Origin of the sequence: Enterobacter sp. BNK-13 (assembly GCF_048685015.1) — a bacterium.
In the GTDB taxonomy this organism is placed as follows: domain Bacteria; phylum Pseudomonadota; class Gammaproteobacteria; order Enterobacterales; family Enterobacteriaceae; genus Enterobacter; species Enterobacter quasiroggenkampii.
This window is the reverse complement of record NZ_JBLQTP010000001.1, coordinates 4,654,453-4,680,532: the sequence shown is the minus strand read 5'-3', so window position 1 is coordinate 4,680,532 and position 26,080 is coordinate 4,654,453. Positions and strand designations below refer to the sequence as shown.

The following is a 26,080-nucleotide window of genomic DNA, read 5'->3' as shown; positions in this document are numbered from 1 at the left end:
TTATTTCTCGCTATCGACCAGGCCGCGGACAAACGCGCGCTGCATGGCTAAAACAATGACTACGGGTGGGATAAGGGTAAGCAGCATCGCCGCCATCACCTGGTTCCAGAGGGTGGTGCCTTCGCCGGTGGCAATCATGCCTTTGATGCCCGCCACGGCGGTGCCGAGATTGACGTCCTGAATAATCAGCAGCGGCCACAGGTACTGGTTCCAGCCGTAGATAAAGGTGATCACAAACAGCGCCGCAAGGTTGGTTTTCGACAGCGGCAGCACGATGTCGCGGAAGAAGCGCATCGGCGAGGCGCCGTCGATGCGCGCCGCTTCAATCAGCTCGTCCGGCAGGGTCATAAAGAACTGGCGGAACAGGAAGGTGGCGGTCGCCGAGGCCATCAGCGGCAGGGTCAAGCCCGCGTAGCTGTCGAGCATCTTCAGGTTGGCGATCACTTCCACCGTCGGGAAGATACGCACCTCCACCGGCAACATCAGGGTGATAAAAATCATCCAGAAAAACAGGTTGCGCAGCGGAAAACGGAACCAGACGATGGCGAAGGCCGAGAGCATCGACACCGTAATTTTGCCGACCGTAATGCCGAACGCCATGATGAAGCTATTGAGCATCATCAGCCAGAACGGCGCGCTGTTGGCGCCCACGCCCTGGGTCCAGATGGTCTTCATGTTCTCGAACAGATGTGTGCCTGGGATCAGCGTCATCGGCGTGTCGAACACCGCTTTGGTGTCCAGCGTGGCGGCGACAAAGGCCACGTACAGCGGGAAGAGGATGACGATAATCCCCAGAATCAGCATGGTGTGGCTGAAAATCGTCAGCCCGCGACGGTTCTCAATCATTGGTAGCGCACCTTACTTTCGACATAGCGGAACTGCACCACCGTGAGGATGATGACGAGGAACATCAACACCACCGACTGCGCGGCGGAGGCGGAGAGATCCAGCCCGGCGAAGCCTTCGCGGTAGATCTTGTAGATAAGCGTCGTGGTCGCCTGCACCGGGCCGCCTGCGGTGGCCGCATCGATCACCGGGAAGGTGTCGAAGAAGGCGTACACGAGGTTAACCACCAGCAGGAAGAAGCTCACTGGGGCGATCAGCGGCAGCGACAGCCTGAAGAAGCGACGAATCGGCCCTGCGCCGTCAATCGCGGCGGCTTCCACCAGCGAACGGGGAATGGACTGCAGCGCGGCAAAGAAGAACAGGAAGTTGTAACTGATCTGCTTCCACACCGAGGCGAACACCACCAGGAACATCGCCTGGCCGCTGTTCTGGGCGTGGTTCCAGTCGTAGCCGAACTCTGCCAGGAAATGGGTGATCAGCCCGCGACCGGGGTTAAACAGGAAAATCCACAGTACGGCAGCGACGGCGGGTGCCACGGCGTACGGCAGCAGCATCAGGGTCTGATAAATACGACTTCCGCGCACCACGTAGTCCACCAGCGCGGCAAAAAACAGCGAGGCAACAAGGCCGCTGACGGTGACCAGCGCGCTGAACTTCATCGTCGTCCAGAAGGCGTCCAGGTAGTAGCTGTCATGGAACAGCGCGGTAAAGTTGTCCAGCCCGACAAACTGGCTGGAGAGCCCAAACGGATCGACGCTTTGTACCGAGTACCACAGCGCTTCGCCCGCAGGCCAGATAAAGAAGATAACGGTGATGACCAGCTGAGGCGCGACCAACAGGTACGGCAGCCAGCGGGAACGGAACACCGGACGGGATGATGACATTGAGATTGGGTTCCTGAGCAATGCCGGGTGGCGGCTGCGCCTTACCCGGCCTACAAATATTTCTCCCTCTCCCCGTGGGAGAGGGTTGGGGTGAGGGCATCAGCCCGCACGATCCCCGTAGGCCCGGATCGCTACGCGTCACCGGGCGAATCACGGATTACGATTTCGTCGACTGCTCAAAGCGGCGCAGCAGCTGATTCCCGCGCTCTACTGCGGAATCCAGCGCCTGCTGTGGCGTTTTCTTCCCGGTCCACACGCTTTCCAGCTCTTCATCCACGATGGTGCGGATCTGCGGCATGTTGCCCAGGCGCAGGCCTTTGGTGAACGGCAACGGCGGCTTGTTCAGCATCTGACGCGTCGCGATATCCGCGCCCGGGTTCTTGCTGTAGAAGCCCTGCTCGCGGGTCAGGTCATACGCGGCTTTGGTGATCGGCAGGTAGCCGGTCTTCTGGTGCCATTCGGCAGCGTTTTCCGGCTTCGCCAGGAAGTCGAGGAATTCGGCCACGCCTTTATAGGTGCCCTTGTCTTTACCCTGCATCACCCACAGGCTCGCCCCGCCGATGATGGCGTTCTGTGGCGCGCCCTTCACGTCAGCGTCGTACGGCATCATGCCCACGCCGTAGTTGAATTTGGCGTAGTGACGGATATCCGCCAGAGAGCCGGACGAGGCGGTGGTAATGGCGCAGTCGCCGTTGTAGAACTTCTCGGTGGATTCGTCTTTACGCCCGAAGTAGCTGAAGTCGCCCTTCTTGTTGAGTTCTTCCAGCAGCGCAATGTGCTTCACCTGCTCCGGCTTGTTGAACTCCAGTACCGCATCGGTGCCGTCGAAGCCGTTGTTTTTGGTCGCCACCGGCAGGCCGTGCCAGGCGCTGAAGTTTTCAATCTGGATCCAGCCCTGCCAGCCGCTGGCGTAGCCGCACTTCATCCCCGCCGCTTTCAGCTTCGCGGTGTATTCGGCCAGGTCCTGCCAGGTTTTTGGCGGCTGCTCCGGGTCTAAACCGGCTTTCCTGAAGGCGTCTTTGTTGTAGTACAGCACCGGCGTGGAGCTGTTAAACGGCTGAGACAGCAGATGTCCGGTTTTGGAATCGGTGTAGTAACCCGCTACGGTCGGCACAAACTGGGATTCATCGAAGTTGATACCCGCTTCTTTGAACACTTCATAGACCGGCTTGATAGCTTTGGAGGCCATCATGGTGGCGGTGCCCACTTCATAAACCTGTAACAGTGCAGGCGCGTTGCCGGTACGGAAGGCGGCGATGCCCGCGCTCAGGCTCTGCTCGTAGTTACCTTTGTACACCGGCACAATTTTGTAATCCGGATGGGTGTCGTTGAAACGCTGCGCCAGGGAGTCAACTTCTTTACCCAACTCCCCTTCCATGGAATGCCAGAACGGAATGGTCGTCACAGCCATTGCGTTCGTCGCAAAAGCCAGACCCAGTGCCAGACCCAAAGCTGTGTGTCGTAACGATGTCATTGTCATCTCTCTTATTGTGCCGGATGCGCGATATCACGCGTTTTATGCTCGCGAGGTAACATGACATGCTCGAATGACAGAAAAATAACTGTTTGTTTACAGATAAGTGACAGTAAAGGGTCAGGGGGATGATGGTTGTGTGAAGGGGGTTTATGTGAAAAAGCCGGGTGGCGGCTTCGCCTTACCCGGCCTACTTGATACCGTAGGCCCGGTAAGCGCAGCGCCACCGGGCGATACAGACGGCTCAGCCGCCCAGGTAAGCGCTCCGCACCGCTTCGTTCGCCAGCAGCGCATCGCCGGTGTCTTCCAGCACCACGCGGCCGTTCTCCAGCACGTAGCCACGGTCAGCGAGCTTCAGCGCCTGGTTGGCATTCTGCTCGACGAGGAAGATGGTCATCCCCTCTTTACGCAGCTGCTCAATGGTATCGAAAATCTGCTGGATGATGATCGGCGCAAGACCGAGCGACGGCTCGTCCAGCAGCAGGAGACGCGGCTGGCTCATCAGCGCGCGGCCAATTGCCAGCATCTGCTGTTCACCGCCGGACATGGTGCCCGCACGCTGAATGCGACGCTCCCACAGGCGCGGGAAGAGTTCGTACACCCACTTGATGCGGGTCTGGTATTCATCGCGATGGGCGAAGAAACCGCCCATCGCCAGGTTCTCTTCCACCGTCATACGCGAGAAGACGCGACGCCCTTCCGGGACAATCGCCACCGCCTCACGCATGATTCTGGCCGTCTGCCAGTCGGTAATGTCCTTACCATCGAACACAATCCGCCCGCTGGTGGCGCGCGGGTCGCCGCACAGGGTGCCGAGCAGCGTGGTTTTGCCCGCGCCGTTGGCGCCAATCAGGGTCACGATTTCACCCTGATTGATATGCAGGCTGACGTCGTGCAGCGCCTGGATCTTGCCGTAGTGCGCGTTGACCTTGTCGAACGTTAACATCGCTTTTTCCATCTTATGCCTCACCCAGGTATGCGCGGATCACGTCCGGGTTGTTGCGGATCTCTTCCGGCGTGCCGTTTGCCAGCGGCGTACCCTGGTTAACCACGTAGATACGGTCGGAAATGCCCATTACCAGCTTCATGTCGTGCTCAATCAGCAGAATGGTGGTGTCGTGGTGATCGCGCAGTTCGGCAATCAGCTCGTCCAGCTCTTTGGTCTCTTTCGGGTTGAGGCCGGCCGCCGGTTCATCGAGCATCAGGATCTCCGGCTGGGTCACCATGCAGCGCACAATCTCCAGACGACGCTGGTCGCCGTAGGCCAGGTTACTCGCCTGACGGTTGGCGTGCTGCAGCAGGCCAATGCGGTCGAGCCAGGTGGCGGCGCGATCGAGCGCTTCATCCTGGGCGCGGCGGAAGGCCGGGGTTTTCAGCAGGCCGGAGAACAGCCCGGTTTTCAGCTGCTGATGCTGCGCGACCAGCAGGTTCTCAATCACCGTCATCTCGCGGAACAGACGCACGTGCTGGAAGGTACGCACCACGCCCATGCGGGCAATCTGCTGGCCCGGCAGCCCTTCAAGATGCTTGTCGCGCAGCATGATGGTGCCGCCCGTCGGCTTGTAAAAACCGGTCAGGCAGTTAAAGACGGTGGTTTTCCCCGCGCCGTTCGGGCCAATCAGGGAGACAATCTCTTTCTTGTGCAGATCCAGTGACACATTGTTGACCGCCAGCAGGCCGCCAAAACGCATCATCAGACCGTTAACGGATAATAATGGCTGACTCATGCCTGCTCTCCTTTCGCTTGCCCGTTCTTCAGCTTCAGCTGTGGACGGGTCATCGGCAGCAAGCCCTGCGGACGCCAGATCATCATCAGCACCATCAAACCACCCAGCATTAACATGCTGTATTCGTTAAAGTCGCGCATCAGCTCGCGCGAGACCACCAGCAGGATGGCCGCGAGGATAACGGCAAACTGCGAGCCCATCCCGCCGAGCACCACAATCGCCAGCACAAAAGCGGATTCGGCAAAGGTGAACGATTCCGGGCTGACGAAGCCCTGACGCGCGGCAAACAGCGTCCCGGCGAAACCGGCAAACGCGGCGCTGATGGTGAACGCGGTCAGCTTGATGCGGGTCGGGTTCAGGCCCAGGGAACGGCAGGCAATCTCATCTTCGCGCAGCGCTTCCCACGCGCGGCCCAGCGGCATGCGCAGCAGGCGGTTAATCACGAACAGGGTAATCACCACCAGCAGCAGCGCCACCAGATAGAGCCAGATGACGCGGTCGGACGGGTCATACTTCACGCCGAAGAAGTTACTGAAGGTGTCCCAGCCGCCTTCGCGGGCGGTACGGCTGAACTCCAGGCCAAAGAAGGTTGGTTTCGGGATCTGGCTGATGCCGTTCGGTCCGCCGGTCACTTCGGTGTTGTTCAGCAGCAGGATACGGACGATTTCGCCAAAGCCTAAGGTCACAATCGCCAGGTAGTCACCGCGCAGGCGCAGTACCGGGAAGCCGAGCAGGAAGCCGGCCGCGGCTGAGACCAGCCCCGCCAGCGGCAGGCAGGTCCAGAAGCCGAGCCCGTAATAGTGATTCAGCAGCGCGAAGGTGTAGGCGCCGATGGCGTAGAAGCCGCCGTAGCCCAGCACCAGCAGGCCAGAGAGCCCCACCACCACGTTCAGACCAAGACCGAGGATCACGTAGATCATGGTGAGGGTAGCGATATCCACGGTGCCACGAGAGACCACAAACGGCCACGCCACGGCAGCCACCAGCAGCGCCACGAGGAACAGCTTCTGCTTAACGGTAGACCCGTCGATGGCCGGCAGAACGAATTTCGGCCCGGAGACGTTTTTCAGCGACTTCTGGAACAGCGGACGCAGCAGCTGGAACAGGAACACCACGGCAGTGCCGATAAATACCCACTGCCAGCGGATGTCGGGGGCGGCATCCACCACCAGCTTCGTCCCATCCAGACCTAACTGGACGCCCATAAAGACGCCTGCCAGCACGAAGAACATGGCGGCAGAGAGCAGCGCCATTGCAAAATGCATCGGTTTCATACTTTCTCTACCTCCGGACGGCCCAGAATGCCGGTAGGCATGACCAGCAGAACCAGAATCAGCAGGGCAAACGACACCACATCTTTATATTCCGTGCTCAGATACGCCGAGGAGAGCGCTTCCGCCACGCCCAGGATCAGGCCGCCAATCATCGCGCCCGGAATACTGCCGATACCGCCCAGCACCGCCGCGGTAAAGGCTTTCATCCCGGCCATAAAGCCGATGTACGGGTTGATTACGCCGTAGAACTGGCCGAGCAGGACACCTGCGACGGCCGCCATCGCGGCGCCAATCACGAAGGTCAGGGCAATCACGCGGTCGGTGTTGATCCCGAGCAGGCTCGCCATCTTCAGGTCTTCTGCGCAGGCGCGGCAGGCGCGTCCCATCCGCGAGTAGCGGATGAACAGCGTCAGGGCAAGCATCGCAATAAAGGTCACGACCCAGATAACCAGCTGCATGGTGGTGATAGAGGCCGCGAAGTTTTCACTGGCCCCCACAATCCACTGGCCGTTAAACAGGCTTGGCAGCGCCACGTCGCGCGAGCCTTCGGTCAGGCTGACGTAGTTTTGCAGGAAGATCGACATCCCGATGGCGGAAATCAGCGCAATCAGGCGTTTGGAGCTGCGCACCGGCCGGTAGGCCACGCGCTCGATGCTCCAGCCGTAGGCGCTGGCAATCACAATCGCGCCGACAAACCCGGCGGCGACCAGCAGCCAGCTACTGTCGATGCCCATCATCATCAGGGCGGCGATAATCATAAAGGAGACATAGCTACCGATCATGTAAACCTCGCCGTGGGCGAAGTTAATCATGCCGATAATGCCGTAAACCATCGTATAGCCGATGGCGATCAGCGCGTAGGTGCTTCCCAGCGTGACGCCGTTAAACATCTGCTGCAGGAAATAGAGAAACTGCTCGGACATATGCAAACCTTTTTATACCCGCCCGTCAGTCCGGGCGGTGGGATAATTATTTGGCGGCCGAGGATGACCCGTCGGCGTGCCACTTAAAGACACCAAACTCAAATCCCTTCAGATCGCCTTTCTCATCCCAGTTCAGCGGCCCAATCACGGTGTTCGCCCCGTGTGCTTTTAAATCTTTCACCAGATCCAGCGGTTCTTTGCTGCCGGTACGATCCAGCGCGGTGGCCAGAGACTGCACGGCGGCGTAGGTGATCCAGACGTACGGACCACTCGGATCTTTCTTCTGCGCCTTGAGCGCATCCACGATAGCCTTGTTGGCCGGATCCTGGTCATAGCGTTTTGGCATCGTCACCAGCATGCCTTCGGCAGAATCCCCGGCGATGTTGGACAGGGAAGCATTGCCCACACCCTCTGGCCCCATAAACTGGGTCTTCAGACCGGTGGCGCGCGCCTGACGCAGCATCTGCCCCATCTCCGGGTAGTAGCCGCCGTAGTAAACAAAGTCGATATTCTCTTTTTGCAGACGAGCGATCAGCGCGGAGAAGTCTTTTTCACCGGCGGTAATCCCGTCGAAGAAGACGATGTTTGCGCCGCCTTTTTTCAGGCCGTCCTGAACGGAGCGCGCCAGGCCTTCACCGTACTGCTGCTTGTCATGAATAATGGCGATACGCTGCGGCTTGACGGTTTCAAGGATGTATTTGGCGGCGGTTGGCCCCTGAGAGGAGTCCAGCCCGGCGGTACGCATGATGTGCTGATAGCCGCGCTGGGTCAGTTCCGGGTTGGTCGCACCGGGGGTGATCATCAGAATGCCTTCGTCTTCGTAGATATCAGACGCGGGCTGGGTGGACGACGAGCACAGGTGGCCGATCACATACTGGATGCCATCGTTGACGATTTTGTTAGCGACCGCGACGGCCTGTTTCGGATCGCAGGCGTCGTCATATTCTACGCCCACCAGCTTGTCGCCTTTGATGCCGCCCTTAGCGTTGATGTCTTTGATGGCCTGGCGCGCACCGTTGAACTCCATGTCACCCCACTGGGCAACAGGGCCGGACATCGCACCCACTACCGCAACTTTAATGTCCTCCGCCATGGCGGCATGCGAGATCGACAGTGCGACCATCCCCGCGATTAACGTCTTCGCGTTCCTTTTCATCTCTGAATCCCCATTCGTGATGTCGTGTTTATATTTTGTTTTATTATGGTTAAAAAGCATTCTGTACTTTTAATGAACAACGCTATTTTTACCAGTGCCTTTAATGGTTTAGCGCAGGTTTTTGTCAAAAACCAGACTAAAATCTCTATTTTTCAGGCGATTAAGCAAAGATAATATTCTGAAATCAGGCAGAGATAAACAACTAAAAGTGCAGTTTGCAGCATAAAATAACGACACAAAGCGCCGAATAAATCACTACCCATCAGGTTAAAATTCTGCGTATTTTTCGATCCATGTGTTTTCAAACTGCCCAACGCGTTGCCAAAAAACTAATCACCTGGCGAATGAGAATAAAAAGAGGAAGCCCCTGAGTGAATAAATTGAGTACACTGCCTCTACTCAATTTGATTTGGACAAGTAGCTAATGAAACTGACTATCGTGCGTCTGGTGACCTTTAGCGACCAGGATCATATCGACCTGGGCAAGATCTGGCCGGAATATTCCCCTTCGTCGCTACGCGTGGATGAAACCCACCGCATTTATGCCGCGCGTTTTAACGAGCGCCTGCTGGCAGCGGTTCGCGTCACCCTGAGCGGTACAGAAGGGGCGCTGGACTCGCTGCGCGTGCGTGACGTCACCCGTCGTCGCGGCGTGGGACAGTATTTAATTGAAGAAGTGATCCGCGAAAACCCGAGCGTGACCTCCTGGTGGATGGCCGATGTTGGCGTGGAAGACCGCGACGTGATGGCGGCGTTTATGCAGGCGTTAGGCTTTACGGCGCAGGAGAGCGGGTGGGAGAAGCGCTAAAAGAAAGCCGGGCGGCGGCTGCGCCTTACCCGGCCTACGAGGTGCTGTGCGGTCTGATGCCCTCACCCCGGCCCTCTCCCACGGCGAGAGGGAGAAAACATTAAAAAAAGGCAACTTACGTTGCCTTTTTGCTTTTATTTGGCGTCGGTCGCCGTGCCGTTAGCATGCCAGTCAAACACGCCGAACTCGAAGCCCTTCAGGTCGCCCTTCGCGTCCCAGGAAAGAGGCCCCATGACGGTCTCAACCGTGTTCGCTTTCAGCCAGGTGGCAATCTCAGCCGGATCGGCTGACTGGTTCAGGCCCGCCTGCAGAGACTGCAGCGCCGCATAAGTGGTCCAGACGAACGCGCCGCTTGGATCCTGTTTCTTCGCCTTGATGGCATCTACGATAGGTTTGTTCGCAGGGACCTGGTCGTAGTTCTTCGGTTTGGTCACCAGCAGGCCTTCAGCGGATTCACCTGCGATGTTCGACAGAGAAACGTTCGCCACCCCTTCCGGGCCCATGAACTGGGTTTTCAGACCCGCTGCGCGCGCCTGGCGCAGGATCTGACCCATTTCCGGGTGGTAGCCGCCGTAGTATACGAAGTCGATATTCTCTTTCTTCAGACGCGCCACCAGGGTGGAGAAGTCTTTCTCACCGGCGGTGATCCCGTCGAAGAACACCACGTCGGCATTGGCTTTCTTGAGGTTGTCCTGCACTGAACGCGCCAGACCTTCACCGTACTGCTGCTTGTCATGAACGATGGCAATGCGCTTCGGCTTCACTTTTTCAACGATGTATTTCGCCGCGGTTGGGCCCTGGTCAGAGTCCAGACCGGTGGTACGCAGGGTCAGCTTGTAGCCGCGCGCGGTCAGCTCCGGTGCGGTCGCAGCCGGGGTGATCATCAGGATACCTTCGTCTTCGTAGATGTCAGACGCGGGCTGAGTAGAAGAAGAGCACAGGTGACCGATAACGTATTTGATCCCGTCGTTCACCACTTTGTTCGCGACCGCGACCGCTTGTTTCGGGTCGCAGGCATCATCATATTTTACGATCTGCAGTTTTTCGCCCTTAATACCACCTTTGGCATTAATGTCTGCAACCGCCTGTTCTGCGCCAGTAAACTCCTGGTCGCCGTACTGCGCTACCGGTCCGGACATGGCGCCAACCACAGCCACTTTAATGTCTGCCTGTGCCATGGTGCTGAATGCCAACGCGATACATCCTGCCAGTAACGCTTTACCCTTCATGTTCATCCTGAGATTCCCCATTATTATGGTTATTACGATTGTTGTGATGTTGTTGTGCAGCGCTTTATGTCAGTTATAGGTGTGCTGTTCGCGCTTTTTCAGCATACTCTGCTAAAACATACCCGATTTTTATGATTTTGGAATAGCTAATTTGAAATGAATATATGATAGGCCCGGCAGGGATTTTCGCCGGGCATATGGCTTTAACGTGTCAGCGAGGCGGAGATAATGTCCAGCGCTTTACGGAACTGCACTTCGGGAATCGTCAGCGGATACAGGAAACGAATGACGTTGCCGTAGACGCCGCAGCTCAGAAGAAGCAGTCCTTCCTGCAACGCACGCTCCTGCACCTGACGGGTAAATTCTGGCGAAGGCTGGCCCGTTTGCGGGTCGTTAAACTCCACCGCCACCATCGAACCCTGGGCGCGAATATCCGCGATATACGGGCAGTGTTCCTTCGCTTTGTTCAGCACTTCCACCAGGTGATGGCCAAGATGCGCCGATCGCGTACAGAGATCTTCCTCATCAATCACGTCCAGTACGGCATGCGCCGCCGCAATCGCCAGCGGGTTACCTGCGTAGGTGCCACCCAGCCCGCCCGGCGCGGGCGCATCCATCACCTCAGCACGTCCCGACACCGCCGAGAGCGGCATCCCGCCCGCCAGGCTTTTCGCCATGGTGATCAGATCTGGTTTCACGCAGTGGTGTTCCATCGAGAACAGCTTGCCGGTGCGGGCGAAGCCGCTTTGCACCTCGTCGGCAATCAGCAAAATGCCGTGGGTATCGCACAGGGCGCGCAGCGCCTGCATAAAATCAGCAGGAGCGATGTTGAAGCCGCCCTCCCCCTGAACCGGTTCGAGAATTATCGCTGCGACCTGGTCAGGAGCAATATCCGCTTTAAAGATACGTTCCAGGCTTTTCAACGCCTCAGCGGTGCTGACGCCGTGCAGTTCATTCGGATACTGCGCGTGATACACCGAGCCGGGGAAGGGCCCAAAGCCGAGCTTGTAAGGCGCAACCTTGCCGGTCAGTGCCATGGTCATAAAGGTGCGGCCGTGGAACGCGCCGCCGAAGGTGATAAGGCCAGGACGTCTGGTAAAGGCGCGGGCAATTTTTACGGCGTTTTCCACCGCTTCTGCGCCCGTCGAGAAGAACGCCGTTTTCGCCGGGCCGTCAATGGGCACGCGTGCGTTGATGCGCTCGGCAAGCGCCACGTAGCCTTCGTACGGCACGATCTGGTACGCCGTGTGGGTAAAGGCGTGGAGTTGTTTTTCGATGGCGGAAATGACTTTGGGATGGCGATGGCCGGTATTCAGCACCGCGATACCGGCGGCGAAGTCGATGTACTCATTGCCCTCGACATCCCACACCGTGGCGTTTTCTGCTTTATCGGCATAGAAGTTACACATCACGCCGATGCCACGCGGCGTCGCCTGTAAACGCCGGTCGTTCAGTTCGTTGTTTTTCACCCTGTCCCCCTGAGAAAGTCGCCTGCTTAGCGCATCAGTAAGTGTTTGCCAGGGGGAGGGAATTCGCCAGAGCGGGCGCTAAAAAAACAAAACCCCCAGACTCTCATCCAGGGGTTCTCGGTGTACTTCGCGGAAATTACGCTTCGATAGCGGCGCGAAGTTTTTTCATGGCGTTCTTTTCAAGCTGACGGACACGTTCCGCAGAGACGCCGTAGCGGTCGGCCAGCTCCTGCAGCGTGGACTTGTTGTCTTCGTCCAGCCAGCGGGCGCGGATAATATCCTGGCTACGTTCGTCGAGGCCTTCCATCGCATAGCTCAGCTTGTTCGCGGCCTGATCTTCCCAGTTGTCCTCTTCGATGCCGTCAGCAAAGTTAGAGGTTTTATCCTGCAGATACAGAACCGGTGCCATTGGCTGGCTGTCGGATGCGTCGTCGTCGGAGGACATATCAAAGGTCATGTCCTGCGCGGCCATACGGGATTCCATCTCACGCACGTCTTTGCTGGATACGCCCAGCTCGCGCGCCACCATTTCCACTTCATCCTGATTGAACCAGCCCAGACGCTGCTTGGTTTTACGCAGGTTGAAGAACAGTTTGCGTTGCGCTTTTGTCGTGGCGACTTTCACGATACGCCAGTTGCGCAGCACGTATTCATGAATTTCAGCTTTGATCCAGTGTACGGCGAAGGAGACAAGTCGCACACCCACTTCCGGGTTAAAGCGACGCACAGCCTTCATCAGGCCGATGTTACCTTCCTGAATCAAGTCCGCCTGCGGCAGGCCATAGCCCGCATAATTACGAGCAATGTGAACAACAAAGCGCAGGTGAGACAGGATCAGCTTTTTCGCTGCTTCCAGATCGCCCTGGTAATGCAGCTTTTCAGCAAGCTCCTTTTCTTCCTCGGCCGTTAACATCGGCCAGGTGTTCGCAGCCCGGATGTAAGATTCCAGGTTACCAACAGGGGCTAAAGCTAAAGTTTGCATTTCTTTGGTCATTCATTCCTCTCAGTGTTTCTTCTGGTCCAGGTTGTCCCCGTCAGGCAACAACCATGCCAAAGCGTTTGAGCAACGAGATTAGCATTCACTCTTTTATCAGACAGTGATTTTATCCACAAGTTCCAGGTGCAACGGTGAATAAATTACGCACAAAATGTGACATGGAGATGATAACAGGGGAAGAGGCAACAGGGACGCTTTCCCTGCAGAGCGAACATCTCGGTGCAGGGAAAGATTATATCACGCTTTTATTAGTCGGGAGTAAAGTGACGTAAATGTTGAACGGTTGCCAGCCACGCTGCCACCCACCCAATCATCGAACACACCAGCAGCAGCAACAGGCACTCATCGAACCCTAAGCCACTGATATCAAACTTCGTTCCGAAAACCTGCGCCACTTCAGTCACGGCAGAGGAAAGCCGCATCACCAAAATTTCTGACAATATCAGTGAAAGAAATGCGCCGGAAAAACCGAGCAGTGCGCCACCGTAAAGGAACGGTCGGAGGATGAAGCCATCTGTCGCACCAATCAGTTTCTGCACGTTGATGGTGTCGCGACGGGCGAAGATGCTCAGGCGAACGCTGTTGCCGATGACGAGGAAGACCGCCGCCACCATCAGCACGCCAATCATCGCCGCGACGCGGCCTACCAGCCCGGTCAGAGCAGAGAGACGCGCAAACCAGCTGTCATCCATGCGCACTTCATCAATCCCCTTAATGCGCGTGATGCGATCGCGCAGGGTGTTAAGCGAATCGGTCCCCTGGAAATCCAGCTTCGGGATCACCACCGCCACGGCGGGTAGCGGGTTCTCCTCGAGCATATCCAGCGCGCCGCCAAAGCCAGACCAGTTCCTGAACTCGCCCAGCGCGTCTTCACGTGAGAGATAATTGACCTTCTCCACGCCCTGCTCGGCCTGAATTTGCCCAACCACCTGCGCCGCTGCGTTATCGTCGAGCGCTTTATCCAGATAGACCGTGATCTGCGGAGACGGATAATACTGCGACGCCGCCTGGTTGACGTTTTTATAGACCATATAGCAGACGCTTGGCAGCGTGAGGGAGATGGCGATCACCATCACCGTCAGGAACGTCGCCAGCGGTTTGCTTTTCAGGTCCTGCAGCGCGCCGTGGAACGCGTAGCGCACCTGCTCGTTGAACACGTTGGTTTTACGGGAGGCTGGCTTTGGCACGGCCTTCTGGCGCTTCGGCGCATTACGATTGCCGTCACCCCCGCCCTGCGGCTTACGGAAACGGTCAAACCGGTTCCCGAACTGCCGAATCTGGTTTATTGCATCACGCTTATTCACCGTGGCCTCCGTGCAAATGACCGTCGCTCAGGGTCAGCATGCGGTACGAACGACGGGAAATCAGCCCGATGTCGTGCGTCGCCATCAATACGGTAACCCCCACGCGGTTAAACTCCTCAAACAGACGCAAAATCCCTTCTGACAGGGCATCGTCCAGGTTACCGGTCGGTTCATCCGCCAGCAGCACCGCGGGCTTGTTCACCACCGCACGGGCGATACCCACGCGCTGCTGTTCACCGCCGGAGAGCTGGATCGGGAAGTTCTTCGCTTTGTCCAGCAGCCCGACCTTATCCAGCGCCGCGGAAACGCGACGGCGGATATCATCATAGCTGGCGCCGGCAATAATCAGCGGAATGGCCACGTTATCGAAAACGGTGCGATCCATCAGCAGGTGGTGATCCTGGAAAATCATGCCGATCTGACGACGCAGGAACGGCACTTCGCGGTTTTTCAGGCGGCTGATCTCATGGCCGCCGAAAAAGATTTTCCCGGCGCTTGGCCGCTCGATCCCACAGATAAGCTTGAGCAGGGTACTTTTCCCCGCGCCGGAATGGCCGGTCAGGAATGCCATCTCGCCCGGCTGCAGGTGGAATGTGACCCCCTGCAGCGCTTGTCTCCCACCGAGATAGGCCTTGCTGACGTGTTCAAAGCGAATCATTGTTAGTCCTCTCGGGCAAATAATGCCTCAATAAAGTCGTCCGCCTTAAACGGACGTAAATCCTCAATACGCTCGCCCACACCGATGTAACGGATAGGAATGCCGAACTGGTCGGCCACGGAGAAGATCACCCCGCCTTTCGCGGTGCCGTCCAGTTTGGTCAGCGTGATCCCCGTCAGTCCTACCGCTTCATGGAACAGTTTTGCCTGGCTGATGGCGTTCTGTCCGGTGCTGGCATCAATGGTCAGCATAATTTCATGCGGTGCGTCTTCGTCCAGCTTCTTCATGACGCGAACGATTTTCTTCAGCTCTTCCATCAGGTGCGATTTATTCTGCAAACGCCCTGCGGTATCGGCAATCAGCACGTCCACGTTGCGCGCCTTCGCTGCCTGGATGGCGTCAAAGATCACGGACGCGGAATCCGCGCCGGTATGCTGAGCAATGACCGGGATGTTGTTGCGCTGGCCCCAGACCTGCAGCTGCTCAACCGCCGCCGCACGGAAGGTGTCGCCCGCCGCCAGCATCACCGATTTACCCTGCTGCTCGAACTGACGCGCCAGCTTGCCGATGGTGGTGGTTTTACCCACGCCGTTCACGCCGACCATCAGAATAACAAATGGCGTTTTGCCTTCAATATTAAGCGGTTCGTCAACTTTTGCGAGAATTTCACCCATCTCGTCTTTCAGCAGGCCGTACAGCGCTTCGGCGTCACGCAGCTGTTTGCGGCTCGCCCCTTCGGTCAGATTAGTGATGATCTTACGGGTGGTTTCGACACCCACGTCCGCAATCAGCAGTTGCTCTTCCAGCTCTTCAAACAGATCGTCGTCGATCTTCTTGCCGCGGAACAGACTGATAAATCCGGAACCTAAGTTTTCTTTGGTTTTAAGCAGGCTGCGTTTCAGACGCGCGAAGAAACCCTCTTTGGTCGGTTTTTCCTGCTCCTGAACGGTCTCTTCTTCGGCCTGCTCTTCTACCGGCACAACGATAACCGCTTCTTCAGCGGCCTCGGCCGCCAGCGCCTGAGCTTCCAGCTCTTCGTCGGTCAGCTCTGGCTCAAGCGCCGCCTCTTCTTCCACCGCCTCAACAATTTCAACGGTTTCCGCTTCGGCCTGCCACTCTTCGGCAGACACCGCTTCGGCTTTCACCTCTTCCGGCAGCGGAAGCTCTTCGTGTTCGATTCCGGCCTGTGGCGCTTCGGTAACGGCGTCGACGACAACCGGCTCTGGCTTCTCGCTTTCCTGAACCTGTTCAGTGACCTCAACCACCTCTTCAGCAAAGGTTTCAATCTCTTCTTTGCTGTGCGCCGTCTCTTCCGCGTCGACAACCGCGGCGGTTTCTACAGGCGTTTCAGGCTGCGACGGCTCTTCAACGGCATGTTGCTCTTCGGTTTTCTGTTCTGTTTCTTGCTCTTTTTCACCGAAGCCCAGCCAGGAAAAGAAGCCACGTTTTTTTTGTTTTGCCATCTGCGACTACACTCCTCGCGGCGCTATATACATGGAAGCTAAAAAAATGATGAAATAGTCTAACACTTTACTTAATTGACATCACCGCCCGCAATCGCAGGCCAATTGTTAACAGAGCTTTCCTGAGATGAAGAAACCCAACCGCGCCCCGGCCGGTCAAATTCGTATTATCGGCGGTCAGTGGCGAGGCCGGAAATTACCGGTGCCGGACAGCCCCGGTTTACGCCCTACTACCGACCGCGTGCGCGAGACGCTGTTTAACTGGCTGGCCCCGTCAATGGTAGACGCCCGCTGCCTGGACTGCTTCGCCGGTAGCGGCGCGCTCGGGCTGGAAGCCCTGTCGCGCTATGCTGCCAGCGCCACGCTGCTGGAGATGGAGCGCGGCGTGGCGCAGACGCTGCAGCAAAATCTGGCGACGCTGAAAGCGAGCAACGCGAAAGTGGTGAACACCAACACGCTGAGCTTCCTCGCGCAAAAGGGCACGCCGCACACCGTGGTGTTTGTCGACCCGCCGTTCCGCAAGGGGCTGCTGGAGGAGACGTTATCCCTGCTGGAGCAAAACGGCTGGCTGGCGGATGACGCATTGATTTACGTGGAAAGCGAAGTGGAAAACGGTATACCGCCGGTTCCCGCCCACTGGGATCTGCACCGTGAAAAAGTCGCAGGTCAGGTTGCTTATCGTCTGTATCACCGTCAGGCACAAGGAGGATCCGATGCCGGTACTGATTAATCTGGGACGCTTGCTGATGCTGGGCGTCTGGGCGTTTTTGCTGCTCAACCTGGTGCACCCGTTCCCGCGCCCGATGAATATTTTCGTTAACGTGGCGCTGATTTTCACCTCGTTCATGCACGCCCTGCAGATGGTGATGCTGAAAAACGGCCTGCCGAAAGACGGCCCGCAGATGACGGGCTGGCAGCAGCTGCGCGTGTTTATTTTCGGCGTGTTTGAGTTGCTGGTGTGGATGAAGAAGTTTAAGGCGCAGGTGAAGAAGTAAGGTGCGCGCTATCGCCCGGTGGCGCTTCGCTTACCGGGCCTACGAAACCCTGTAGGCCGGGCAAACGCAGTGCCGCCCGGCGTTACCGCTCCGGTGCAAACCCTTCGAATCGCGACCCTTTGTAGCTCAGCGTTCCTTTCTCTCCCACCGTCAGCTGGTGGTACTGCTGCGCCTCCAGACGGAAGGTCATCTCCAGGCCGCCCGTTTCCGGCTTAAAGCTCGCTTCATAGCGCATTGTTGTGCCCGCAGGCGTCACCTGCTGCTGGCGCGAGCGGCGGTCATTGAGCGGTTTTTCGCGTTTGTTCGTCACCACCACGCGCTTTTGCATCAGCGGTGCGGCATCGTTATCCGCCTTCTCGCGGCGCTGCTGCACGAAGCGGAACGAGGCGGCAATGACGATAATCGCCACCACGATAATAAAAAACAGCGGCATCTTGCTCATTCTACAATCCCATCAGATTATGCGGAATTCAGGATACCCTGCCTTCCCCGGCATTGCCAAACGCCCGCCCGCGTCACTACACTGGATCAGAAACTGATTATTCAGACTTAACAGATACAGGGAGTTAATATGCTTTGGTCATTTATCGCTGTCTGTTTTTCCGCATGGCTTTATGTCGATGCGTCGTACCGTGGTCCCACCTGGCAGCGCTGGCTGTTTAAACCCGTCACGCTGTTGCTCCTGTTGCTGCTGGCCTGGCAAGCGCCGATGTTCAACGCCGTCAGCTATCTGGTGCTCGCCGGGCTGTGCGCCTCTCTGATTGGCGACGCCCTGACCCTGCTGCCGCGCCAGCGCCTGCTGTATGCCGTAGGGGCATTTTTCCTGTCGCACCTGCTGTATACCATCTACTTCGCCAGCCAGATGACGCTCTCTTTCTTCTGGCCGCTGCCGCTGGTCCTGCTGGTGATTGGCGCCCTGCTGATCGCGGTGATCTGGTCGCGTCTGGAAGAGATGCGTTTGCCGGTCTGCACGTTTATCGCCATGACCCTGGTGATGGTATGGCTGGCAGGTGAACTGTGGTTCTTCCGTCCGACCGCTCCGGCAATGTCCGCATTCTTCGGCGCCGCGCTGCTGCTGATTGGGAATATCGTGTGGCTGGGCAGCCACTATCGCCGCCGTTTCCGGGCGGATAACGCGATTGCCGCCGCCTGTTACTTTGCCGGGCACTTCCTGATTGTGCGTTCGCTGTATATCTAAATAACGCTTGACTCTGGAGTCGACTCCAGAGTGTATGCTGCGGTTAATGAGAAAATTATCATTGCCGGAGACTGCCATGTCGACTCCAGAAACACCCAAAAAAGTTCCTCAATTCTCGGCGCTTAAGCTCAGTCCGGTTCCGCCTCAAGACGACTGCTGCTGCGAAGGCGCGTGCGAAACGCAAACGGAAATGCTGCCCGAAAGCGGCAACCGCTACAGCTGGGTCGTTAACGGCATGGACTGCGCCGCCTGCGCCCGTAAAGTAGAAAATGCGGTGAAACAGGTGCCGGGCGTCAGCCACGTTCAGGTGCTGTTCGCCACCGAAAAGCTGCTGGTTAGCGCCGAAAACGACGTCAGCAAACAGGTGGAAGCCGCGGTAAGCAAGGCGGGTTACAGCCTGCGTAGCGAAGCCGCGCCCGCGGAAAAAACGTCTTCCCTGCGGGAAAACCTGCCGCTCATCACCCTCATCATCATGATGGCACTGAGCTGGGGGCTGGAACAGATTAACCATCCGTTCGGCAACCTGGCGTTTATCGCCACCACGCTGGTCGGTCTGTTCCCGATTGCCCGTCAGGCGCTGCGCCTGATGAAAAGCGGCAGCTGGTTTGCCATCGAAACGCTGATGAGCGTGGCGGCCATCGGCGCGCTGTTTATTGGCGCGACGGCAGAAGCGGCGATGGTGCTGCTGCTGTTCTTAATCGGTGAACGCCTTGAGGGCTGGGCAGCCAGCCGGGCGCGCAAAGGGGTCAGCGCGCTGATGGCGCTGAAGCCGGAAACCGCCACGCGCGTGGTAAACGGCACGCGTGAAACGGTCGCCATCACGACCCTTCGTCCGGGCGACGTGATTGAAGTCGCGGCAGGTGGACGCTTGCCTGCAGACGGTGCGCTGCTTACCGCCACCGCGAGCTTTGATGAAAGCGCCCTGACCGGCGAATCCATTCCGGTTGAACGTGAGGCGGGTGAAAAAGTGCCTGCAGGCGCCACCAGCGTCGACCGTCTGGTGCAGCTCACCGTGCTTTCCGAGCCGGGCGACAGTGCCATCGATCGTATCCTGAAGCTGATTGAAGAGGCCGAAGAGCGCCGCGCGCCAGTCGAACGCTTTATCGACCGCTTCAGCCGCATCTACACGCCCGCCATTATGCTGGTTGCCCTGCTGGTTACCGTCGTTCCGCCGCTGTTCTTTGGCGCGCCGTGGGAGGGGTGGATTTATAAAGGGCTGACGCTATTGCTGATCGGCTGTCCTTGCGCGCTGGTCATTTCCACCCCGGCGGCGATTACCTCCGGGCTGGCGGCGGCGGCACGTCGCGGGGCGTTGATTAAGGGCGGCGCGGCGCTGGAGCAGCTAAGCCAGGTCCAGCATATCGCTTTTGATAAAACCGGTACGCTGACCGTGGGCAAGCCGCGGGTGACCGGTGTGTATCCGCAGGACATCAGTGAAGATGAACTGCTGACCCTGGCCGCCGCCGTTGAGCAGGGGTCCACTCACCCGCTGGCGCAGGCGATTGTGCGAGAGGCGCAGTCGCGCGGGCTGAACATCCCTCCGGCAACCGCCCAGCGGGCGCTGGTCGGGACAGGGATTGAGGCCACCGTTGACGGTAAAAAGGTACTGATTGTCGCGGCGGGCAAGTCTTCTACGCCAGAGGTGGAGGCGTTAGAACAGACCGGACAAACTGTCGTGACCGTTATGCAGGACGGCACCGCAAAAGGGATGCTGGCGCTGCGCGACACCCTGCGCGATGACGCAAAAGAGGCCGTGACGGCGCTACATCAGTTGGGCGTGCAGGGCGTGATTCTCACCGGCGATAACCCGCGCGCAGCCGCCGCCATTGCCGGTGAGCTGGGGCTGGCGTTTAAAGCTGGATTGCTGCCGGCGGATAAGGTCAGCGCGGTGACGGAACTGAATGCTCAGGCGCCGCTGGCGATGGTCGGTGACGGGATTAACGATGCCCCGGCGATGAAAGCGTCCACCATCGGTATTGCGATGGGCAGCGGTACCGACGTCGCACTGGAAACGGCTGACGCGGCGCTGACCCACAACCGCCTGACCGGACTGGCGCAGATGATCGATCTTGCGCGCGCGACGCGGGCCAATATCCGTCAGAACATCGGCATCGCGCTGGGGCTGAAGGGGATTTTCCTGGTGACCACGCTGCTGGGCATGACCGGGCTGTGGCTGGCGGTGCTGGCGGATACCGGCGCGACGGTGCTGGTGACGGCGAACGCGCTCCGGCTGTTGCGTCGCCGGTAAAAAAACGCCCGGTGGCGCTGACGCTTACCGGGCCTACATATCCTGCTAAATCGTAGGCCGGGTAAGGCGAAGCCGCCCCCCGGCTTTTTTTATATGAAGTAGCTCATCGCCAGCCCTAAAAACAGCACCAGACCGACGTAATTATTGTTCATAAACGCCTTGAAGCAGGCGTCGCGTTCGCGCTTCGCAATCAGCTTTTGCTGGTAGGCAAACAGCAGCCCCGCCACCAACACGGACCAGTAAAACTCCCAGTTCAGCCCGTTCAGGCGGCCAATCGCCACCATCAGCGCCAGTACCGTGACCTGCAGGATACCGATAATCAGCTTGTCCTGACGGCCAAACAGAATGGCGGTGGATTTGATGCCAATTTTCAGGTCGTCATCGCGGTCAACCATCGCATACTGCGTGTCGTACGCCACCGCCCAAAGTATGTTCGCCAGGAACATCAACCAGCAGCTGAGCGGTAAGGACTCACTAACTGCCGCAAACGCCATCGGAATCGACCAGCCAAACGCCGCCCCCAGCACCACCTGAGGCAGGTGGGTATAGCGCTTCATAAACGGATACACCCAGGCCAGGGCCAGCGCCGCAACGGAAAGCAGGATGGTCATGGTGTTGAGGGTTAACACCAGCAGGAAAGAGAGCAGCACCAGAATGATGAACAGCACGCGGGCTTCTTTCCCGGTGACCTGCCCGCTGGGTAACGGACGACCGGCAGTACGCTTTACATGGCCGTCGAATTTACGATCGGCATAATCATTGACCACGCAGCCCGCCGCGCGCATCAGCCAGACGCCAGCCACGAACACGCCAAGGATCCACAGCGGCGGCACGCCCGGCGTGGCAACCCACAGCGCCCATAGGGTCGGCCACAGCAGCAGCAACGCGCCAATCGGTTTATCGGTACGCATTAAGCGGTGATACGCCAACAGCTTATTCTGCGTCAGGCTCCACTCCATTTTTTCTTCCTCTTAGTACAACGGCGATGCCGGTAAAAAAAGCTCCGTCAGAATTAACGGCTTACCGCTCAGGCGAAGGCGGGAACGACGCCCCCACAGTTCTGCATCACGACCAATCTCAATAAAATCCCGGGTAAGCTCAGACGAGGTGAAAAGGTAACGCCCCAGCGGCGTTTTCCCCAGACGTTGCAGCGCCAGTTCTGGCCCGGACAAAGTGGACTCGGGCACCACCGTCCGCCCGGCAAGCCATGGCTCGCCATCAGCGCAAAGTAAAATTTCACGCAGCCAGTAACGTGGCTCGTGCGGCAGCAGCGGCAGCTCGTTGGCGATCTCATCGCCAGAGACAAACCCTTCCTGAATCAGGGTCACCGTGACCGTTTTTCCCTGCTGCTCAAAACGTTTCGTCATGGAATCTTCCAGCAGCAACCAGTCCAGTTGCTGGGGATCAAGCGCAGGTATTTGGTCGAAATAGCGCAGCGCACGCAGTTGCGTTAGCGCAGGGTGTGACATGCCAGACTCTCCGATACATAACGTAATGGCATTGTATCGCAGAAACACGGATTGAGGGGGGCCAAACGTTATTTAACGATCACGATCGCAACAAGAGTGCAACAGCCCGGCGGAGACGAAAAAAGTGCGCCCACTCAGGCGCACCAAACGACTAACAAATCAGCACTGCGGGGAAACGGTTACCCCTTGCCTTTTACACTGCTGATAAAGGTGGAACGGGCAGTGGTTGAACCTAAACGTTCGGCTTCATCAAGCAGTTTCAGCGCTTTATCGACATCGCCGCGCTTCACCGCCTGCTTAATGGCGTTGTTGAAGTATTCTTCGGTGTCGTTCAGTACCGGCTCCGCTTTCTTCGCCGGGGCTGGCGCTGCGGTCGCTACCGGTGCGGCTGTCGTGGCAGCAGGTGCGGTATAGGCAGGCGCAGCGGTATTACCTACCGTGACAGGGCCGGTACCGGAGGAGCCAAACAGCGGGCCGACCAGGACGCTGGATGCACTGCTGGTCGATACTTTCAGCTTCACAAGGCCGTCAGTGGTATGGCGGGCAATCGGGTCCGGAATATCCGGTACGGCGTTACCTACGCCTTTGGCATAGGCCTTAGCGGGATCAAGCAGCGTGGTGGTTTGCTGCAAATCTTTTTCCGTGGTGAAGACGAGAACATAAATTTTCTGCTGACCCAGCGCAGGCGTCAGGCGCATTACCCCTTCCAGGCGGTCTGCGCTCATGACGCCGGGTTCCTGATAGGTAAAGTATTCGCTCGGGAAGAATGCAGAAGGCGTCATGTTCTGGTCAAGAATCAGCACGTTCGGGGCAAAGACGCTGGTCTGTTTATTGACTTCACTGGAGAGCGTTAACGTCAGTTCGCCAATGTTAGCGGGCACGCTGTATGCGACCACCGGGCCACTGATGCCTGGAACATTAAGCGGTTGTCCCCCCGTCGAGAGCTGGGTCGTTTGGGCTTTAGATTGATCGACAGGCGTCCAGACCAGCTGTTGCAACGCTGCGGCCGGTATGGCCGGCGCGGATGTTGTGTTTTGCGGAACGAAATTCACATTAGCGAGCGTTACAGCAGGCGCGCTCGCCAGCAGCCCTGCGGATAAACAAAGGGCAAGGAGAGTTTTGTTCATTTTCATTGTTATCACCTCAAAATGCACAGGTCAGCGGTAGCCAGGCAATAGCGCGCCGTCCCAAGGATTGAGGGGCTTGCGCCCCTCAGTTTGGTCATTACGTCAGGTTAAGACGGTATTACCACCAGATTTCCATCTGGGCGCCGAAGGACCACTCGTCGTTGTCACCGCGGCTGTAGGTTGTGGCTTTGGTATCGCTTTTTGCAATGCCGTTGTCATAACCCCATTTCTCATCCCACTTCGCGTAAGTTGCGAAGACACGGATCGCTGGACGGGACCAGATGCTGTCACCGGCCTGCCATTGCTGTGCAAGGGTAATTTTGTACTGGTTGTTGGTATCGTCAGTTTTCTGCGACTTAACGTTGTCGTAGCCTACTTCAAGCAAGGTGCTCATGATTGGCGTCCATTTATACATTGGGCGCACACCCACGGTGTACCAGGTCGTACCGTTGTTGTCGTCACGATCGATATCCTGATACATACCGACGTACATCAGATCCCAGCTGTCACCCAGAGAGATCGCACCGTGGTCGAGAATACGAACCAGAGAGCCGTTGTTGTTGATCTTGTTGTCTACAACACCAATTTCAGCGTCTTTGTCATAGTTGTTGCCGGTGAAGGAACCCTGCGGAATACCTTTGCCCTGAGTGGTCATTGCATCGGTAGCGTACTGAACAACAAACTTGTTGTAGCCTTTCAGCATGCTCTGGGTATGTTCAGCGGTGAACATCCAGCCATCTTTAGATGCGCCATCAGCGAAGCTGTAACCGTCAGTTTTGTTAGCTCGGCCATAGTCAACACCCAGCTCCAGCGTACCGCCCGGGTTGATTTCCATCTGCGCTAAACGCACATCGAAGACGTCGTTAGCGGTGTCTTTGAAGTTATGATAGATATCGTTGCTGGTGAAGATGTATGAACCGCCCGCTTCCTGAGAACGGGTCGCGGCCAGAGACAGTTTACCGAAGCCCAGATCGACGTTTTCGATACCCGCACCAGGACCTGAAATATCCCAGTAGTAGAAGTCGATCATGTGGACGTCATGACGCTGATAGAAGCGCTTACCGGCCCAGATGGTGGAACCTGGCAGCCACTCAATCAGGTTTTTACCCTGCACGTTGGCTTCACGGAACGCCGGATCAGTGGCTTCCCAGTCGTTCTGTTGCGCCACGGAGTACGCTACGTTGGTGTCGAAGTAGAAGCTCTTGTCGCCTTCTTTCCACACTTCCTGGCCCAGCTTCAGTTCCGCATAGGTTTCACATTCGTTACCCAGACGGTATTTACTTTGAGCACCGGTTGCCTGGAAGCACTGTTGTTCGCCGCCACTCCCCGTCCAGCCGATACCGGAACGAGCATAACCATGGAAATCCACGGCCATTGCCTGAGCAGACATTACGCCCGCTGCGACGGCAACTGCCAGAGGAAGTTTGCGCAGAGTAATCATCATTCTATCTCCTGAGATCATTGCTTTTCTTTGAACACTTCACCTGTCGGTTTCGTGTCTTCTTTTGGGATTGCTTAAACGCCTGGCTCTTTGTGCAACCGACGACATGCAGTGCCATCCTCACGGAACAGATGGCAGCGCTCTGGCGGCAAGCCGATAGCGAATGTGGCACCCTCTTCTACCAACACCACGTCATTCTGGCGGTAGACCAGGTTCTGACGGATGGCGGGGATCTGGATATGAATCTGTGTTTCGTGACCAAGCTGTTCGACGACCTGAACTTCACCTTCCAGCGTCACATCGGCGATGTGGCTCGGCAGTAAATGCTCAGGACGAATACCGAGGGACATGTTTGCCCCCACCTGTACGTTGGCGCTGTCGACCGGCAGCCACACCTGCTGGCGGTTTGGCAGCTCCACCTGTACCTGTTCAATCGCTGTCGCGGTCACTTTGACGGGCAGGAAGTTCATCTTTGGCGAGCCAATGAAGCCCGCAACAAAGCGGTCTGCCGGGTAGTGATACAGCTCCAGCGGTTTGCCCACCTGCGCCACGCGGCCGGCATCCAGCACCACAATTTTGTCGGCGAGGGTCATCGCTTCGACCTGATCGTGGGTGACGTAAATCATCGTGCGGCCAAGACGCTTGTGCAGACGGGAGATTTCGATACGCATCTGGACGCGCAGGGCGGCATCCAGGTTGGAAAGCGGTTCGTCGAGCAGGAAGACGCGCGGCTCGGCGACCAGGGTACGGCCGATCGCCACACGCTGACGCTGACCGCCGGAAAGCGCTTTCGGCTTACGCTCCAGCAGGTGCGCCAGCTGTAACACTTCCGCCACCTGCGTCACGCGCTGGTTAATGACCTCTTTCTTCGCGCCGGCCAGCTTCAGACCAAAAGACATGTTCTCGGCGACGGAAAGATGGGGATAGAGAGCATAAGACTGGAACACCATGCCTACGCCACGTTCGGCAGGCGGGATGTCATTCATTCGGGTATCACCGATCAGCAGGTCGCCGCTGGTGATGGTTTCAAGACCGGCAATCATACGCAGCAGAGTTGATTTACCGCAGCCTGATGGGCCGACAAATACCACGAATTCACCTTCGTGGATGTCCAGATTGATGTCTTTCGACACCACAACGTCACCCCAGGCTTTCGTTACATTACGCAGCTGTACGCTCGCCATGCCCTTCTCCCTTCGTTACAACCTGTCACCGACAGAAACATTCAAGATAAGTTCACTATGGGGTATCCATTACTTTCCCGAATCCTCCACCCCCCGGCTTTTTTATGGGGGAGGAGGCGGGAGGATGAGAGAGCAGGCTCTGCGACCGGCACGGGCGGGCCAGGGCAAAATTCGTGAAGCCGCCTGCAAAATTCAGTGCGTTTTTA

Annotated in this window: 25 protein-coding genes; 5 read left to right on the top strand and 20 right to left on the bottom strand. The window is 57.6% G+C overall.

Going from position 1 to position 26,080, the window contains the following annotated elements; translation table 11 throughout:
* The 8 genes from ugpE to livK all read right to left on the bottom strand — a co-directional run bounded on the left by ugpE (position 1) and on the right by livK (position 8,284).
* Entirely contained in the window at positions 1–846 is an 846-nt protein-coding gene (gene ugpE, locus ACMGGQ_RS22560) for a sn-glycerol-3-phosphate ABC transporter permease UgpE (RefSeq protein ID WP_013099125.1), read from the bottom strand.
* A complete protein-coding gene (ugpA, locus tag ACMGGQ_RS22555; protein ID WP_032650577.1) occupies positions 843–1,730 on the bottom strand; it encodes a sn-glycerol-3-phosphate ABC transporter permease UgpA in 888 nt (295 codons plus the stop codon). The genes ugpE and ugpA overlap by 4 nt, the downstream gene beginning before the upstream one ends.
* A gap of 157 nt (positions 1,731–1,887) precedes the next feature.
* On the bottom strand, positions 1,888–3,204 hold the full coding sequence (ugpB, locus tag ACMGGQ_RS22550) for a sn-glycerol-3-phosphate ABC transporter substrate-binding protein UgpB (protein WP_008500103.1): 1,317 nt from the start codon (positions 3,202–3,204) through the stop codon (positions 1,888–1,890).
* A 244-nt stretch (positions 3,205–3,448) separates the two neighbouring features.
* Positions 3,449–4,162, bottom strand: a complete 714-nt coding sequence (livF, locus tag ACMGGQ_RS22545; RefSeq protein ID WP_008500102.1) for a high-affinity branched-chain amino acid ABC transporter ATP-binding protein LivF — start codon at positions 4,160–4,162, stop codon at positions 3,449–3,451.
* 1 nt (position 4,163) lies between these two features.
* Positions 4,164–4,931, bottom strand: a complete 768-nt coding sequence (gene livG / locus ACMGGQ_RS22540) for a high-affinity branched-chain amino acid ABC transporter ATP-binding protein LivG (RefSeq protein ID WP_024906698.1) — start codon at positions 4,929–4,931, stop codon at positions 4,164–4,166.
* Entirely contained in the window at positions 4,928–6,205 is a 1,278-nt protein-coding gene (gene livM / locus ACMGGQ_RS22535; RefSeq protein WP_048226437.1) for a branched chain amino acid ABC transporter permease LivM, read from the bottom strand. Before livM ends, livG begins: the two co-directional genes overlap by 4 nt.
* On the bottom strand, positions 6,202–7,128 hold the full coding sequence (gene livH, locus ACMGGQ_RS22530; protein ID WP_008500099.1) for a high-affinity branched-chain amino acid ABC transporter permease LivH: 927 nt from the start codon (positions 7,126–7,128) through the stop codon (positions 6,202–6,204). Before livH ends, livM begins: the two co-directional genes overlap by 4 nt.
* Positions 7,129–7,174: 46 nt before the next feature.
* Positions 7,175–8,284 carry a high-affinity branched-chain amino acid ABC transporter substrate-binding protein LivK gene (gene livK, locus ACMGGQ_RS22525; RefSeq protein ID WP_008500098.1) on the bottom strand — a complete coding sequence of 370 codons (1,110 nt, stop codon included), beginning with the start codon at positions 8,282–8,284 and terminating at the stop codon, positions 7,175–7,177.
* A 424-nt stretch (positions 8,285–8,708) separates the two neighbouring features.
* On the opposite strand from livK, the gene panM reads away from it, so the two are divergent.
* The gene (gene panM / locus ACMGGQ_RS22520; RefSeq protein ID WP_045909159.1) at positions 8,709–9,092 is read left to right on the top strand and encodes an aspartate 1-decarboxylase autocleavage activator PanM; all 384 of its coding nucleotides are present in this window, start codon (positions 8,709–8,711) and stop codon (positions 9,090–9,092) included.
* A 134-nt stretch (positions 9,093–9,226) separates the two neighbouring features.
* Here the strand turns inward: panM and livJ are convergent, their stop codons facing one another.
* The 6 genes from livJ to ftsY form a co-directional block, all read right to left on the bottom strand.
* Positions 9,227–10,327, bottom strand: coding sequence for a branched chain amino acid ABC transporter substrate-binding protein LivJ (livJ, locus tag ACMGGQ_RS22515; RefSeq protein ID WP_072163886.1), 1,101 nt, complete (start codon positions 10,325–10,327; stop codon positions 9,227–9,229).
* 197 nt (positions 10,328–10,524) lie between these two features.
* Positions 10,525–11,790, bottom strand: a complete 1,266-nt coding sequence (locus ACMGGQ_RS22510) for a 4-aminobutyrate--2-oxoglutarate transaminase (RefSeq protein ID WP_048030200.1) — start codon at positions 11,788–11,790, stop codon at positions 10,525–10,527.
* A 136-nt stretch (positions 11,791–11,926) separates the two neighbouring features.
* Entirely contained in the window at positions 11,927–12,784 is an 858-nt protein-coding gene (rpoH, locus tag ACMGGQ_RS22505; protein ID WP_008500093.1) for an RNA polymerase sigma factor RpoH, read from the bottom strand.
* A gap of 251 nt (positions 12,785–13,035) precedes the next feature.
* Positions 13,036–14,091, bottom strand: a complete 1,056-nt coding sequence (gene ftsX, locus ACMGGQ_RS22500) for a permease-like cell division protein FtsX (protein WP_420290527.1) — start codon at positions 14,089–14,091, stop codon at positions 13,036–13,038.
* Entirely contained in the window at positions 14,084–14,749 is a 666-nt protein-coding gene (ftsE, locus tag ACMGGQ_RS22495; protein WP_025758973.1) for a cell division ATP-binding protein FtsE, read from the bottom strand. The genes ftsX and ftsE overlap by 8 nt, the downstream gene beginning before the upstream one ends.
* Before the next feature lie 2 nt (positions 14,750–14,751).
* On the bottom strand, positions 14,752–16,212 hold the full coding sequence (ftsY, locus tag ACMGGQ_RS22490) for a signal recognition particle-docking protein FtsY (RefSeq protein WP_420290526.1): 1,461 nt from the start codon (positions 16,210–16,212) through the stop codon (positions 14,752–14,754).
* A gap of 127 nt (positions 16,213–16,339) precedes the next feature.
* On the opposite strand from ftsY, the gene rsmD reads away from it, so the two are divergent.
* The gene (gene rsmD / locus ACMGGQ_RS22485) at positions 16,340–16,942 is read left to right on the top strand and encodes a 16S rRNA (guanine(966)-N(2))-methyltransferase (RefSeq protein ID WP_223539873.1); all 603 of its coding nucleotides are present in this window, start codon (positions 16,340–16,342) and stop codon (positions 16,940–16,942) included.
* Positions 16,926–17,207, top strand: a complete 282-nt coding sequence (locus tag ACMGGQ_RS22480) for a DUF1145 family protein (RefSeq protein WP_008500088.1) — start codon at positions 16,926–16,928, stop codon at positions 17,205–17,207. The genes rsmD and ACMGGQ_RS22480 overlap by 17 nt, the downstream gene beginning before the upstream one ends.
* 82 nt (positions 17,208–17,289) lie before the next feature.
* Here the strand turns inward: ACMGGQ_RS22480 and ACMGGQ_RS22475 are convergent, their stop codons facing one another.
* Positions 17,290–17,649 (bottom strand): DUF2500 domain-containing protein, encoded by a 360-nt coding sequence (locus ACMGGQ_RS22475; protein ID WP_048030196.1) that lies wholly within the window; start codon positions 17,647–17,649, stop codon positions 17,290–17,292.
* A 129-nt stretch (positions 17,650–17,778) separates the two neighbouring features.
* Between ACMGGQ_RS22475 and ACMGGQ_RS22470 the strand changes: the two genes are divergently transcribed.
* Positions 17,779–18,405, top strand: coding sequence for a lysoplasmalogenase (locus ACMGGQ_RS22470; protein WP_045909154.1), 627 nt, complete (start codon positions 17,779–17,781; stop codon positions 18,403–18,405).
* Between the two features lie 76 nt (positions 18,406–18,481).
* A complete protein-coding gene (zntA, locus tag ACMGGQ_RS22465) occupies positions 18,482–20,653 on the top strand; it encodes a Zn(II)/Cd(II)/Pb(II) translocating P-type ATPase ZntA (RefSeq protein WP_420290525.1) in 2,172 nt (723 codons plus the stop codon).
* An 89-nt stretch (positions 20,654–20,742) separates the two neighbouring features.
* Here the strand turns inward: zntA and ubiA are convergent, their stop codons facing one another.
* The 5 genes from ubiA to malK form a co-directional block, all read right to left on the bottom strand.
* Positions 20,743–21,612, bottom strand: a complete 870-nt coding sequence (ubiA, locus tag ACMGGQ_RS22460) for a 4-hydroxybenzoate octaprenyltransferase (RefSeq protein WP_420290524.1) — start codon at positions 21,610–21,612, stop codon at positions 20,743–20,745.
* Between the two features lie 12 nt (positions 21,613–21,624).
* Positions 21,625–22,122 carry a chorismate lyase gene (gene ubiC / locus ACMGGQ_RS22455; protein ID WP_021242729.1) on the bottom strand — a complete coding sequence of 166 codons (498 nt, stop codon included), beginning with the start codon at positions 22,120–22,122 and terminating at the stop codon, positions 21,625–21,627.
* Between the two features lie 179 nt (positions 22,123–22,301).
* Entirely contained in the window at positions 22,302–23,255 is a 954-nt protein-coding gene (gene malM, locus ACMGGQ_RS22450) for a maltose operon protein MalM (protein WP_048030189.1), read from the bottom strand.
* A gap of 112 nt (positions 23,256–23,367) precedes the next feature.
* A complete protein-coding gene (locus tag ACMGGQ_RS22445; protein WP_074168353.1) occupies positions 23,368–24,693 on the bottom strand; it encodes a maltoporin in 1,326 nt (441 codons plus the stop codon).
* Between the two features lie 71 nt (positions 24,694–24,764).
* Positions 24,765–25,874 carry a maltose/maltodextrin ABC transporter ATP-binding protein MalK gene (gene malK / locus ACMGGQ_RS22440; protein WP_008500080.1) on the bottom strand — a complete coding sequence of 370 codons (1,110 nt, stop codon included), beginning with the start codon at positions 25,872–25,874 and terminating at the stop codon, positions 24,765–24,767.
* Positions 25,875–26,080: the final 206 nt, after the last annotated feature.